The organism is Paraburkholderia sp. UCT70 (genome assembly GCF_050434085.1).
Taxonomy (GTDB): Bacteria; Pseudomonadota; Gammaproteobacteria; order Burkholderiales; family Burkholderiaceae; genus Paraburkholderia; species Paraburkholderia tuberum.
This window is the reverse complement of the sequence record NZ_JBNPVZ010000004.1, coordinates 1407854-1420149: the sequence shown is the minus strand read 5'-3', so window position 1 is coordinate 1420149 and position 12296 is coordinate 1407854. Positions and strand designations below refer to the sequence as shown.

Genomic DNA, 12296 nt, shown 5'->3' with positions numbered 1-12296 from the left:
CGCTCAGCGCGCCAGCTTCGCTTCGAGCATCGCTTTCACCGCCGGCCATTCGTCGTCGATGATGCTAAAGCGCACCGAATTGCGCTTGCGCCCATCGGGCATGATCCGCTCGTGCCGCACGATGCCTTCCTGTTGCGCGCCGATGCGCAGGATCGCCGCGCGCGATTTGTCGTTGAGCTCGTCGGTCGTGAACTGCACGCGCACGCAGCGCATCACGTCGAACGCGTGGCACAGCAGCAGATATTTCGCCTCGGTGTTCACGACCGAGCGCTGCGCCGAGGCGGCGAGCCACGTATGGCCGATTTCGAGCTTGCGGTTCGCGCGATCGACCTTCCAGAACCGCGTACTGCCGACGATCCGGCCAGCGCGGTCATTCTCGTCATCCTCGTCGCGCCGCACGATCACGAACGGCATCACCTTGCCGGCCGCACGGCCGGCGAGCGCGGTGGCGAGATAGGCGTCGATCGTCGCCGGGCCCGGCACGACGGTCGGCTTCATGTCCCACAGTTGCCCGTCGGCGGCGGCGTCGACGAGGGCCTGCGCGTGCTCCTCGCGCAGCGGCCGCAGCTCGACCAACGAGCCGCTCAGCGTGGGCTGCATCGATTCGGCAGAAATATCGTTCATGGCAATAAAAAAGGTCCGCGAGCGGAAGACTCGTGGACCTGGCAGATCGGTTGAGCCGCGCTCGGGAACGATGCGAGCGGCAAAACCGCGGCGCCGTTCCCGAAGCGCGTGATTGACGTGATTAAACCGACATCACCGTGACCGCCTTGGTCACGAGGTAGGCTTCCATCGCCTCCGGGCCGCCTTCCGAGCCGTAGCCGGAATCCTTGACGCCGCCGAACGGCATTTCCGGCGTCGGCGTGGCAGGCTGGTTGATCCACAGCATGCCGACTTCCATGCGCTGCGACAGCAGGTGCACGTTGGCGAACGACTTCGTGTACGCGTAGCCGGCGAGGCCGAACGGCAGGCGGTTCGCTTCGGCGATCGCTTCTTCGAGCTTGTCGAAGCCGCGAATCGCGGCGACCGGGCCGAACGGCTCGTTGTTGAACACGTCGGCTTCGAGCGGCACGTCGGTCAGCACGGTGGCCGCGAAGAAGTTGCCTTCGGTACCGACGCGCTCGCCGCCCGTCGCGACCTTCGCGCCGGTCTTGCGGGCGTCGTCGACGACCTTGGCCATCGCCGTCAGCCGGCGCGCGTTGGCGAGCGGCCCGAGCGTCGTGCCTTCGGCGAGACCGTCGCCGAGCTTCAGGCTTTCAGCGTGCTTGACGAGCGCCGCGGCGAACTCCTCGCGGATGCTGTTGTGCACGAGAAAACGCGTCGGCGAGATGCAGACCTGGCCCGCGTTGCGGAACTTCGCGGCGCCGGCTGCCTTGACGGCGAGCGCGACGTCGGCGTCTTCCGCGACGATCACCGGCGCGTGGCCGCCGAGCTCCATCGTCGCGCGCTTCATGTGCGAGCCGGCCAGCGCCGCGAGCTGCTTGCCGACCGGCGTCGAGCCCGTGAACGTGACCTTGCGGATCACCGGATGCGGGATCAGGTAGCTCGAGATTTCAGCCGGATCGCCGAACACGAGGCCGACCGTGCCGGCCGGCACGCCGGCCTCGACGAAGGCTTGCAGCAGCGCCGCCGGCGACGCCGGGGTTTCTTCCGGCGCCTTGACGAGGAACGAGCAGCCGCAGGCGAGCGCCGCCGACAGCTTGCGCACGACCTGGTTGACCGGGAAGTTCCACGGCGTGAACGCCGCGACCGGGCCGATCGGCTCCTTCAGCACCTGCGACTGCGCGGCAAGGTTGCGCGACGGCACGATGCGGCCATACACGCGGCGGCCTTCGTCCGCGAACCATTCGATGATGTCCGCGGCCGCCAGCACTTCGCCGCGCGCCTCGGCGAACGGCTTGCCCTGTTCCTGCGTCATCAGGCGGCCGATGTCCGCGGCGCGCTCACGCACGAGGGCGGCGGCACGGCGCATGACGGTTGCGCGCTCGTTGGCCGGCACCTTGCGCCAGGCTTCGAAGCCGCGCTGCGCGGCTTCGAGCGCGCGGTCCAGATCGGCGATGCCGGCATGCGCGACCTTGCCGATGGCATGGCCGGTCGCGGGGTTGATCACGTCGAGGGTCTTGCCGCTGGCGGCGTCGCACCATTCGCCGTTGATCAGAAGACGGGTATCGGTATAGCTCGAGATGGCCATGCTGGGTTCCTGTGAGTGGGAAAGCAACTGGTCGCGCGGACGTGCGGTACGAGGCGACACTCCTGCGCGGCCATGAATGAATTGCGGATACTATTTATCTTATCTGATTGCGGGCAATCGCACCGGGCGCGGCCCGCAGGCGCCCGGTCGCGGCATGCGGCTTGCTGAGGCTTGGCACCGGAGCGATTTTGCGGGTCGTGCCGGGGCGCCGCGTCAGCGCTGCACGAAACGCTTGCAGGACGCAGCGCTTCATCCATTCAACCGCTACTACAGCGCATCACGAGGACATCGCCATGCCAACCGGAACAGTGAAATGGTTCAACGACGCAAAGGGCTTCGGCTTCATCACTCCCGATGACGGCGGCGAAGATCTGTTCGCCCATTTTTCGGAGATTCGATCCGAAGGTTTCAAGTCGTTGCAGGAAAACCAGAAAGTCAGCTTCGAAATCAAGCAGGGGCCGAAAGGCAAACAGGCCGCCGACATCAAGCCCGTGTGACGCCGGCCGGGCGGCTCATCCGCATGCGAGCCAACCATGGATAAGGCCGCCGCCTACGCGGAGATCGAGCGCAATGGCGGCGCCGCCTATGCGAAAAACTTCGCCGCGCGCTATCCCGACGAACCGCTGACGCCGTTCTGTCATCGCTATCTGTTCGAGCAGGCGCAGCGCGACGACGCGGCGCATGAGGCGGCCGCCGCCACGCACGACGACGAGCGCGGTTTCGCGCTGAGGTCGCTCGCGCGCATGGAGGCGTCGTCGCATATCGCGCAGGCGGCGGCGAGCGCGTCGCGCGACGCTGCGGCCGCCGCCCACACGTCGGCGCGCGCGGCGCGGCGCTCGGCCTTCTGGACCATGATCGCCGCGCTCGCGTCGGCGCTCGGCGTAGTGGTAAACGCGGCCCTCAATCTCGGCTGGCTCGAATGGGCGAGGCATATCGCGCGATGAGCGACGCGTCGGGCCGAGCGTTCGGGCCCGTGAACGTGGCGTGAATCGGCGACGCCGGCGGGGCTCGCCCGCACGCCACGCGACAACCTATCCATTTACCACACCGATACGACATCGATACGACACGATTGCACGAGCGCGTCGATTGCACAAATCGCCCATCGGAGCATGCCGCGCGCGGTCTGAACGCAGTATTATTCTTCAGGTTTCCTTCAGCTTTGCTCCGTACTATTTGCGCCACTGCCCGTGGCCTTTCCGGACCGCGGCCGCCGCTACGTGCATGTCGAGCACAGGCTTTCTCGACCTGCATTCGGGCAATGGAACAGAATAGATTCCCGACTGAAAACCCAAAGCGCCTATATAGGCTTGCTGGAGCATCCATGAAAACTCTGTTCTTGCAGGCGCCGTCGTACGACGGCTTCGATGGTGGCGCGGGTTCGCGCTACCAGGCCAAGCGTGAAGTTCGCTCGTTCTGGTATCCGACGTGGCTCGCCCAACCCGCGGCACTGGTTCCCGACAGCCGCGTGCTCGACGCCACGGCAGACGGCCTGTCCGTCGACGCCGCCCTCGACATCGCCTCGCAATACGAGCTGGTGGTGATCCACACCAGCACTCCATCCTTCCCGACCGACGCGTTGTTCGCCCAGGACCTCAGGAAGCGCAAGCCGTCGCTGCTGATCGGCATGGTCGGCGCGAAGGTCGCGGTCGATCCGCATAATTCGCTGACCGCGACCGAGGCCATCGACTTCGTGTGTCGCGAGGAATTCGATTTCACCTGCAAGGAAATCGCCGAAGGCAAGCCGTTCGCGCAGATCCTCGGCTTGAGCTATCGCACCCCCGACGGCTCGATCGAGCACAACGAATCGCGCCCGATCCTCGAGAACATGGACGAGCTGCCGTTCGTCGCGCCGATCTACAAGCGCGATCTGACCATCAAGAATTACTTCAACGGCTACCTGAAGCATCCGTACGTGTCGCTCTACACCGGTCGCGGCTGCCGCTCGAAGTGCACGTTCTGCCTGTGGCCGCAAACGGTCGGCGGTCATCGCTATCGGGTGCGTTCGGTCGAGAACGTGCTCGAGGAAGTCAAGTGGATTCGCGACAACATGCCCGAAGTCAAGGAGATCATGTTCGACGACGACACGTTCACCGACTTCAAGCCGCGCGCCGAAGAAATTGCGCGAGGCATGGGCAAGCTCGGGGTCACGTGGTCGTGCAACGCGAAGGCCAACGTGCCTTACTCGACGTTGAAGATCATGAAGGACAACGGCTTGCGCCTGCTGCTGGTCGGCTACGAGTCCGGCGACGACCAGATCCTGCTGAACGTCAAGAAGGGCCTGCGTACGGACATCGCGCGGCGCTTCGCCCAGGACTGCCGGACGCTGGGTATCAAGGTGCACGGCACCTTCATTCTCGGCTTGCCGGGCGAGACGCCGGAGACGATCCAGAAGACCATCGAGTACGCGAAAGAGATCAATCCGCTGACGATCCAGGTGTCGCTCGCCGCGCCGTACCCGGGCACTACGCTCTATAACCAGGCGGTCGAGAACGGCTGGCTCGCGGAGAACAAGGTGATCAATCTCGTCAGCAAGGAAGGCGTGCAACTGGCGGCGATCGGCTACCCGCATCTGTCGCGAGACGAGATGTACCATCAGCTCGAAAACTTCTATAAACGCTTTTATTTCCGGCCGTCGAAGATCTGGGAGATCCTGCGCGAAATGCTGACGAGTTGGGACATGATGAAACGGCGCCTGCGCGAAGGCGTCGAATTTTTCCGCTTCCTGCGCGCGCACGAGGCGTGAGCGCCGCACACCTCGCCGCCGTCACGCTCGCGTACGCGTGCGCGGCGGCGACCGTTGTCGGCATCGGCTACACCGTGCTCGCGAGCGCGCTGATCGGGCGCTTCTTCGCGAGGGATGTAGCCGAACCCTCCAGCTTTCCACCCATTACGGTTATCAAACCGTTGCATGGCAACGAGTGGGCGTTGCTCGACAATCTGTCGAGCTTCTGCGCGCAAAATTATCCTGGGCCCGTGCAATTCCTGTTCGGCGTGCATGACTGCGCCGACCCCGCGCTGCAAACCGTCAACGAACTGCGGCGTCTCCATCCTCAGGCGGACATCACCGTCGTCGCCGATGCGCGTCTGTATGGCCCGAACCGCAAGATCAGCAATATCCTCAACATGGTGCCGCAGGCGCGCCACGACGTGCTCGTGTTCGCCGACAGCGACGTGTGCGTCGGCCCGGACTATCTGCGCAACGTGATCGGCGAATTGCAGCAGCCGGGCGTCGGGCTTGTCACCTGCGCATATCGCGGCCAGCCCGATCCGGGTTTCTGGCCGCGGCTGTCGGCGATCGCAACCAATTACCAGTTCCTGCCGGGCGTCGTCACCGGACTCGCGCTCGGGCTCGCGCGGCCGTGCTTCGGCCAGACCATCGCGATGCGGCGCGACACCTACGAGCGGATCGGCGGTTTCAAGCCGTTCGTGCAGCATCTGGCCGAGGACTACGAGATCGGCGCGGCGGTGCGCGCGGCGGGCGAGCAGGTCACGATTCCGCCGTTCGCAATCGCGCATGCGTGTGTCGAAGCGAGCGCCGCGCAACTCGTGACGCACGAACTGCGCTGGAGCCGCACGATTCGCCGCATCGATCCGCTCGGACACTTCGGCACGGCGCTCGTGCATCCGTTGCCGTTCGCGCTGCTCGCGCTCGCGTGCTCGGGCGGCGCGCCGTGGGCGTGGCTGCTCGCGGCAGTGACGGTGGTTGCGCGTCTCGCGTTGAAGTGGCGCGCGGATCGGGCGTTGCGTCAGCGCTACCGCGATCTGTGGCTTCTGCCGTTATGGGATATCGTATCGTTTGCGATTTTCGTCGCGAGCTTCCGCTCGTCGCGGGTGATCTGGCGGGGCTTCAGCTTCAAGGTCGACGGCGATGGGCTGCTGTCGGCGGCGCAGGACGAATGACGAACGAACGGCAGATTGGGCTGGCAATGAACGAAGAAGTTTCGAGCGGGCGAAACGGGAGCGCCCTGGAGACGCACGGCAGCGCCCCGGCGACACCGGCGGCGGCGCGCACGGCAACGCATGCCGTGGCAGGCGGCGTGCGGCGCACGACGTATATCGAGGTCGTGTGCGAGGTGCCCGCATGATGAAGCATCTGGGCCGCGCGGCTGCGCTCGCGGGTTTGCTGATCTCTTTGTGGCTCGTCTGGCGCGAAGATCCGCGCGCGGTGCTCAGCGCGTTGCGCGCGGCTGGCGCGGGCCTCGTGGTGGCCGCGCTCGCGCATGTGCTGCCAATGATCGCCAACGCGTGCGACTGGCGCTCGCTGATTCGCGGCGCGAACCGCCCCAGCTTCGGCAGGATGCTTCATCTGGTGTGGGTGCGCGAATCGGTCAACTGCATGCTGCCGGTCGCGCGGATCGGCGGCGAACTCGTGTCGTTCCGTATGTTCAAGCGCTGGGGCGTCAGGCCGTCGACAGCGGTGGCCAGCACCATCGTCGACATGCAGCTGACCGTGATCAGCCAGCTGATGTTCACGATGGTCGGGATTGGTTTTCTGTTCGCCAATGCGCAATCGGGCGCGCTGCGGCTCGCCGGGCAGCTCGCGTGGGGCGTGGTCGCGTTGACGCCGGTGCTGTTGCTGTTCGGGCTCGTCCAGCATGCCAATCCGTTCGAGCGCATCACGCGCGTGGCGAACCGCGTGACGAGCGGCAAGCTAACCGCGCTGGTCGGCCAGTCCGCGCAGATCGATCAGTCGATCAAGGTGATCTGGCGCCGCCGCGCGGTCGTGCTGCGCTATCTGTTCTTCTGGCAGCCGCTGCAATGCGTGCTCACCTCGCTCGAAATCTGGCTCGCGCTGTATTTCCTCGGCGCACGCGTGACGCTCGTCGAGGCGATCGTGATCGAATCGCTGATCCAGGCGGTCAGCAGCGCCGCGTTTTTCGTGCCGGGCGGTCTCGGCGTGCAGGAGGGCGCTTTCGTACTGATTGGCGGCGCACTGGGACTCGACCCCGCCACCAGTCTCGCGCTCGCGGCCGCGCGGCGAATTCGCGATCTGTTGATATTCGTGCCGGGCCTGATCGCGTGGCAGCTGTTCGAGGCGTCCGGCAGCGCGCGGCCGCATGCCGCGCCGCACGGCGTGCGCGCCGAACTGGCCAAGCAGCGTTCGGGCGTCGCTGACGCGAACCGGGGCGGCGAGCGGCGCTGAGCGATTGGCGCGCGCCTTCAGCGCGTCGCGCGATAGGCCGGAAACGACACCCGCACCGCAAGCCCCTGGTCCCCGATCCCGGCGCCTAGCTGCAGACTCGCGCCGAAATGCTCGGCGATCCGCGCAACGATCGACAAACCGAGCCCGCTGCCGGTCGCCTGATTGCCGGTAGCGCGGAAAAAGCGGTTCGTGAGCCGCGCGAGATCGTCCGGCGCGACGCCGGGGCCGTCGTCGCGCACGATCAGCTGCACCTGCTCGTCGGCACGGCGCACCGCCACTTCGACATTGCCGCCCGAGCGTCCGTACTTGATCGCGTTATCGAGCAGATTGTCGAGCAGGATGCCGATCAGCACGGGCTCCGCGTCGATCTCGGCGAGCATGTCGCCGACCAGCATCACATTGATGTGCTTCTGTTGCGCATTGCGCCTGTTCGCGAGCAGCGTATCTTTCGCGATCGCCGCCGGCCTCAGCGGCTCGGTGGGCAGCTTCTCCTGCACGTCGAGCCGCGCGAGCAGCAGCAGTTGCTCGGCGAGCCGCGCGCTGCGATCGACGCCTTGCACGACGCGCTCCATCGCGAGCCGCTGCAGCGCGATGTCGGGCTCGGCGAGCGCGACCTGCGCCTGTACCTTGATCGCGGCGAGCGGCGTCTTCAGTTCGTGCGCGGCATCGGCGGTGAAGGCGCGCTCGAGCTCGCGCGCATGGTGCAGACGCGCCAGCATCTGGTTGATCGCGTCGACGAGCGGGCGCACCTCGAGCGGCGTGCGGCCGATGCCGACCGGTTCCATGCGGTTGATGTCGCGCGAACGGATCGCGGCCGACAACACCTTCAGCGGCGCGAGACTCCAGCCGATGCTGAGCCACACGAGCACCGCGAGCACTGGCAGCGCGATCAGCGTGGGCCGCGCGATGCGGCTCGCGACACCGCTCACCAGGTCGCTGCGGGTGTTGGCCAGTTCGAACACACGCACGCAGTGACCGAGCGCCGTTTCGCGCAACGTGAACGAGTGATAGAGCCGACCGCCCAGCGTGACGTCCTGCGCGCCGCTCGCGGGCGGCAACGGCAAATCCCACGCGGCGAGCGCATGCAGTTGCGGGCTGCCCGCCAGAATGGCGCCGTTGGCCGCGCGCACCTGGAAGAGGGCGTCGCGCGGCAGCGTGTCGTCGTCGTCGAGATCGCTCGCGCCGGCCTCACCGCCTCTCTCTTCTTCGCGCACGTCGATGCGCGCATTGGCGAGCGTCATCAGATTGGTCGAATCGAGCAGCGCGAGCATCTGCGCGAGTTCGGCGAGACGCGCTCGTTCCCACGCGGCGACTTCGTGGCTCGCCTGCCGGTAGCTCGACACGAGCGCACCGCCCCATACGATCGCGATGCTGGCGAGCACGAGCAGCACGAGGCGCCGTCGAATCGACGGACCGATCATTCTTTCTCCATCACATAGCCGATGTTGCGCACGGTCTTGATCAGGCTTGCGCCGAGCTTCTTGCGCAGGTTCGACACGTGCACCTCGATCGCATTGCTTTCGATTTCTTCCTGCCAGCCGTACAGGCTTTCTTCGAGCCGCGAGCGCGACTGAGGAATGCCGAGATTGGTCAGCAGTTGCAGGAGGATCGCCCATTCGCGCGACGTGAGCGGCACGCGCGCCTCGTCGATCTGCACCGTTTGCGCGGCCGGATTCACTGTCAGATTCTGGTAACGAATCAGATCGATACTGCGACCTTGTGCGCGGCGCAACAGCGCGCGGCACCGCGCCACCAGTTCGGTGAGATCGAACGGCTTGCCGAGATAGTCGTCGGCGCCCGCTTCGAGTCCGCCGACGCGATCGACGACCGTGCCTTTTGCGGTCAGCACCAGCACCGGCACGTCATTGCCGGCGTCGCGCACGCGTTTGAGCAGTTCCGTGCCGCTCACGCGCGGCAGGCCGAGGTCGAGTACCACCAGGGCATATTGAGTCGTGTCGAGCGCGAGGCCGGCCTTGTGGCCGTCGCGTGCCCAGTCGACGGTGAAGCCGGCCTGACGAAGGCCCGCCTCGACACCGCAGCCGATGAGTTCGTCGTCTTCTACGAGGAGTAAGCGCATGAGGCAAATATTCCATTGTGGGGCTTTATTGCATAACGTCGAGCATTTTGATGCAAGCGGTATTGATGCAGACGAACAATCTGCCGCGTTCCGAAGTGTAACCACGCCGTTCGTTAGCCGCTTCATGCCATGCGTGTGCTTAAGGTTTCCTTCAGCTTGAATCGATACCATCGACGCGCTATAAAATGGTCGTCGCAGATCGTAATGCATGTGCGAGACCACGTTGTCGTCAGACCATCGCAACCTGATCGTAAGGACTTCGATGGAGCGACCGCGAGGCATTCTTTATGCTGGTCGATGGCGTCAACGGACGATCTCGACGAGTCCCGCCCATTGCCAGCATCCGGTCAGGCCGCAAGGCCGCGCACGAGGCACGTTATGAAGCGAGTCACCATCGACATGCTACGAGCCCATCTGCTAGTCGCGTCTCTGACGGCCGCAGGCACGGAAGCGCTGCTGTGCATGGCGTTGCCGGTACTGCCGGTCTCTGACGCTTTTTTCGCTTCGGCATCGTTCAGGCTGTTCGCGCTCGCGCTGATCATCGGCGGCGTGGTGATCGCGCGCGAATTTGCCGAGGTCGCCTTCGAGGTCGCGGTGCGGCGCGACTGCGCGACTCGCGCTGCTCGCGGCGCATGGCCCGCCGTGATCGCAGCGAATTGTCCGCGCCGGTGGCTCGTCGTGCTTCATCTGCGACTAACGGGGCAACCTTTCGTGCTGGCCGAGCACTGACGGACACGGACGACACACAATGGCGGCGCACGCGTTGATTGCATGTCAATGGCTTCTGTTAGCCGCCTGCGTTAGCGCTTCGATCTACACGGTAGCCGCCGCGCTCGCCATGCCGTTTTTCACCGCCCGACATAAATCGAACCATCATGGGGGCAGGGCCGTCAATCGCGCGCTCAGCCGTTCGCTGATGGATTCGCTCGATTGTCCAACCGGGCCGTTCGCGCAGGTCGGTGTCAGCGTGCTGAAGCCGCTATGCGGCGCCGAGCCGCGTCTCTACGAAAATCTGCGAACCTTCTGCGAACAGCGACATCAGCATTTTCAGCTGGTGTTGGGTGTGTCGTCGCCGCACGATCCCGCCATCGCGGTGGTACGCCGTTTGCAGGCCGCCTATCCGAAGTGCGACATCGAGCTTGCAATCGACACGCGCGTACACGGCAGCAATCTGAAAGTCAGCAACCTGATCAACATGGCGGCACGCGCGCGCCACGACGTGATCGTGATCGCCGACAGCGACATCGCGGTCGACTCGGACTATCTCGACAGCGTCGCCGCGCCGCTCGCGGACCCGAACGTCGGCGTGGTCACGTGCCTGTACGTCGCGCGCGGCGTCGGCGGCTTCTGGCCGCGTGTCGGTGCGCTGTTCATCAACGAGTGGTTCGCGCCCTCGGTGCGGGTCGCCCATGCGATGGGCTCGCGCCGCTTCGGCTTCGGCGCGACGCTCGCGTTGCGGCGCGCGACGCTGGAGCGCATCGGCGGCTTCGAAGCGCTGAAAAACTGCCTCGCCGACGACTACTGGCTCGCCGAGCACGTGCGCGCGCTCGGTCTGCAAACGGTGCTGTCGCGCGTGATGGTCGCGACCGACGTGATCGAGCCGACCTTCGCGGCGCTGTGGCAGCGCGAAACGCGGTGGTTGCGCACGATCCGCTCGGTCAATCCGCCGGGCTTCGTGTCGCTGCTGATCACGTTCCCCACGCCGTGGCTGTTGACGAGCGCGGGGCTGACCGTGTCGTTCGCGACGTGTGCTCACGCGCCTTTCGCGGCGGTGGTCGCGAGCGCGTCGGCAACCGCGGTCTGCGTTGTCGCGCGCCTGCTGCTGCACCTGCGCGCGGCACGCCGCGCGCGCACGTTCTGGCGCGATCTGCCGCTGGTGCCGTTGCGCGATACGCTGCTCGCGCTCCAGTGGCTCGTCAGCGCGTTCGGTTCGCACGTCGTTTGGCGCGGCGAGCGCATGCAGCTCGGCACGCCGTCCGCCGAGCGCAGCGGCCGGCTGGACAGCCTCACGTGATGGAGAGCGCAAAACCCACCCAGTCGCGCGGACTGATCACCACTGCCGACGATTTCGGTCTGCATCAGCGCGTCAATATCGCGGTCGAGCGCGCGCATCGCAACGGTGTGTTGCGCGCCGCGAGTCTGATGGTTGGCGCGCCGGCCGCCAAAGACGCGGTCGCGCGCGCGCGTATGCTGCCGGAACTGCGCGTGGGCCTGCATCTGGTGCTGGCCGACGGCGCCGCGCTGGCGCCGCGCGAGCAGGTCGCCGCGCTGCTCGACGAGAATGGCCGCTTCGGCAGCAACATGGTGCGTGACGGTGTGCGCTTCTTTTTTCTGCCGCACGTGCGCCGGCAGCTCGCGCACGAAATTCGCGCGCAATTCGAAGCCTTCGCCGCGACCGGCCTTACGCTCGACCACGTGAACACACACAAGCATTTTCATCTACATCCGACCGTGCTGGGCCTGATCCTCGACATCGGCCGCGACTACGGCATGAAGGCGATGCGTTTGCCGTTCGAAGCGAACGCGCCGCTGTGGCTGCGGCCGTGGATCGCACACGTGAAGACGCGGCTCGAGCGCGCGGGGATCGCGCACAACGATTACGTGGTCGGCATCGCGGCGAGCGGGCGCATGGATGAGGCGACCTGGCTCGCCGCGCTCGCGAATCTGCCGCACGGTGTCGGCGAAATCTACTGTCATCCCGCGCTGGCCGGCGACGCGCTGAGCGACGGCATGCACGACTACCGGCATGCCGACGAGTTGCAGGCGCTGCTGTCGCCACGGGTGGCCGCCGCGATCCGCGCGCTTGGGGGGCGGCTCGGCGGGTTCGCGGATGTGCTTGCGTAGCGCCATGCTTCGCGAAACGCGGAAAACTTTGGCCACGC

General features: G+C 66.0%; 13 protein-coding genes. 9 read left to right on the top strand and 4 right to left on the bottom strand.

Annotated elements, in window-relative coordinates:
• Positions 1-3 precede the first annotated feature (3 nt).
• Both OKW41_RS32115 and OKW41_RS32110 read right to left on the bottom strand, forming a co-directional pair.
• The gene (locus OKW41_RS32115; RefSeq protein WP_429575136.1) at positions 4-624 is read right to left on the bottom strand and encodes a GNAT family N-acetyltransferase; all 621 of its coding nucleotides are present in this window, start codon (positions 622-624) and stop codon (positions 4-6) included.
• 121 nt (positions 625-745) lie between these two features.
• Complete coding sequence (locus OKW41_RS32110) at positions 746-2191, bottom strand: NAD-dependent succinate-semialdehyde dehydrogenase (RefSeq protein WP_429575135.1); 1446 nt, start codon at positions 2189-2191, stop codon at positions 746-748.
• Positions 2192-2484: 293 nt separating this feature from the next.
• Between OKW41_RS32110 and OKW41_RS32105 the strand changes: the two genes are divergently transcribed.
• The 6 genes from OKW41_RS32105 to OKW41_RS32080 all read left to right on the top strand — a co-directional run bounded on the left by OKW41_RS32105 (position 2485) and on the right by OKW41_RS32080 (position 7337).
• The gene (locus OKW41_RS32105) at positions 2485-2688 is read left to right on the top strand and encodes a cold-shock protein (protein ID WP_007181784.1); all 204 of its coding nucleotides are present in this window, start codon (positions 2485-2487) and stop codon (positions 2686-2688) included.
• A gap of 36 nt (positions 2689-2724) precedes the next feature.
• Positions 2725-3135 carry a hypothetical protein gene (locus OKW41_RS32100; RefSeq protein ID WP_429575134.1) on the top strand — a complete coding sequence of 137 codons (411 nt, stop codon included), beginning with the start codon at positions 2725-2727 and terminating at the stop codon, positions 3133-3135.
• A 380-nt stretch (positions 3136-3515) separates the two neighbouring features.
• A complete protein-coding gene (hpnJ, locus tag OKW41_RS32095) occupies positions 3516-4937 on the top strand; it encodes a hopanoid biosynthesis associated radical SAM protein HpnJ (RefSeq protein ID WP_018417789.1) in 1422 nt (473 codons plus the stop codon).
• On the top strand, positions 4934-6094 hold the full coding sequence (gene hpnI, locus OKW41_RS32090) for a bacteriohopanetetrol glucosamine biosynthesis glycosyltransferase HpnI (RefSeq protein ID WP_429575133.1): 1161 nt from the start codon (positions 4934-4936) through the stop codon (positions 6092-6094). The genes hpnJ and hpnI (OKW41_RS32090) overlap by 4 nt, the downstream gene beginning before the upstream one ends.
• On the top strand, positions 6091-6279 hold the full coding sequence (locus tag OKW41_RS32085) for a hypothetical protein (RefSeq protein WP_429575132.1): 189 nt from the start codon (positions 6091-6093) through the stop codon (positions 6277-6279). Before hpnI (OKW41_RS32090) ends, OKW41_RS32085 begins: the two co-directional genes overlap by 4 nt.
• The gene (locus OKW41_RS32080; RefSeq protein WP_429450101.1) at positions 6276-7337 is read left to right on the top strand and encodes a lysylphosphatidylglycerol synthase domain-containing protein; all 1062 of its coding nucleotides are present in this window, start codon (positions 6276-6278) and stop codon (positions 7335-7337) included. Before OKW41_RS32085 ends, OKW41_RS32080 begins: the two co-directional genes overlap by 4 nt.
• A 17-nt stretch (positions 7338-7354) precedes the next feature.
• On the opposite strand, the gene OKW41_RS32075 is transcribed toward OKW41_RS32080, so the two are convergent.
• Together OKW41_RS32075 and OKW41_RS32070 are read right to left on the bottom strand one after the other, a co-directional pair.
• Positions 7355-8758, bottom strand: coding sequence for an ATP-binding protein (locus tag OKW41_RS32075; RefSeq protein WP_429450099.1), 1404 nt, complete (start codon positions 8756-8758; stop codon positions 7355-7357).
• Entirely contained in the window at positions 8755-9414 is a 660-nt protein-coding gene (locus OKW41_RS32070; protein WP_090805227.1) for a response regulator, read from the bottom strand. The genes OKW41_RS32075 and OKW41_RS32070 overlap by 4 nt, the downstream gene beginning before the upstream one ends.
• A gap of 378 nt (positions 9415-9792) precedes the next feature.
• On the opposite strand from OKW41_RS32070, the gene OKW41_RS32065 reads away from it, so the two are divergent.
• From OKW41_RS32065 to hpnK, 3 genes are read left to right on the top strand one after another with little or no spacing between them, the layout of a single operon-like run.
• Positions 9793-10143, top strand: coding sequence for a hypothetical protein (locus OKW41_RS32065; RefSeq protein ID WP_184043340.1), 351 nt, complete (start codon positions 9793-9795; stop codon positions 10141-10143).
• Positions 10144-10162: 19 nt separating this feature from the next.
• Positions 10163-11428, top strand: coding sequence for a bacteriohopanetetrol glucosamine biosynthesis glycosyltransferase HpnI (hpnI, locus tag OKW41_RS32060; protein ID WP_429575131.1), 1266 nt, complete (start codon positions 10163-10165; stop codon positions 11426-11428).
• Positions 11428-12258 carry a hopanoid biosynthesis-associated protein HpnK gene (gene hpnK, locus OKW41_RS32055; protein WP_429576518.1) on the top strand — a complete coding sequence of 277 codons (831 nt, stop codon included), beginning with the start codon at positions 11428-11430 and terminating at the stop codon, positions 12256-12258. Before hpnI (OKW41_RS32060) ends, hpnK begins: the two co-directional genes overlap by 1 nt.
• Positions 12259-12296 lie beyond the last annotated feature (38 nt).

Coding starts and splice junctions, on each gene's coding strand:
- OKW41_RS32115 (WP_429575136.1), bottom strand. CDS start 624: ATGAACGATATTTCTGCCGAATCGATGCAGCCCACGCTGAGCGGCTCG.
- OKW41_RS32110 (WP_429575135.1), bottom strand. CDS start 2,191: ATGGCCATCTCGAGCTATACCGATACCCGTCTTCTGATCAACGGCGAA.
- OKW41_RS32105 (WP_007181784.1), top strand. CDS start 2,485: ATGCCAACCGGAACAGTGAAATGGTTCAACGACGCAAAGGGCTTCGGC.
- OKW41_RS32100 (WP_429575134.1), top strand. CDS start 2,725: ATGGATAAGGCCGCCGCCTACGCGGAGATCGAGCGCAATGGCGGCGCC.
- hpnJ (WP_018417789.1), top strand. CDS start 3,516: ATGAAAACTCTGTTCTTGCAGGCGCCGTCGTACGACGGCTTCGATGGT.
- OKW41_RS32085 (WP_429575132.1), top strand. CDS start 6,091: ATGACGAACGAACGGCAGATTGGGCTGGCAATGAACGAAGAAGTTTCG.
- OKW41_RS32080 (WP_429450101.1), top strand. CDS start 6,276: ATGATGAAGCATCTGGGCCGCGCGGCTGCGCTCGCGGGTTTGCTGATC.
- OKW41_RS32075 (WP_429450099.1), bottom strand. CDS start 8,758: ATGATCGGTCCGTCGATTCGACGGCGCCTCGTGCTGCTCGTGCTCGCC.
- OKW41_RS32070 (WP_090805227.1), bottom strand. CDS start 9,414: ATGCGCTTACTCCTCGTAGAAGACGACGAACTCATCGGCTGCGGTGTC.
- OKW41_RS32065 (WP_184043340.1), top strand. CDS start 9,793: ATGAAGCGAGTCACCATCGACATGCTACGAGCCCATCTGCTAGTCGCG.
- hpnI (WP_429575131.1), top strand. CDS start 10,163: ATGGCGGCGCACGCGTTGATTGCATGTCAATGGCTTCTGTTAGCCGCC.
- hpnK (WP_429576518.1), top strand. CDS start 11,428: ATGGAGAGCGCAAAACCCACCCAGTCGCGCGGACTGATCACCACTGCC.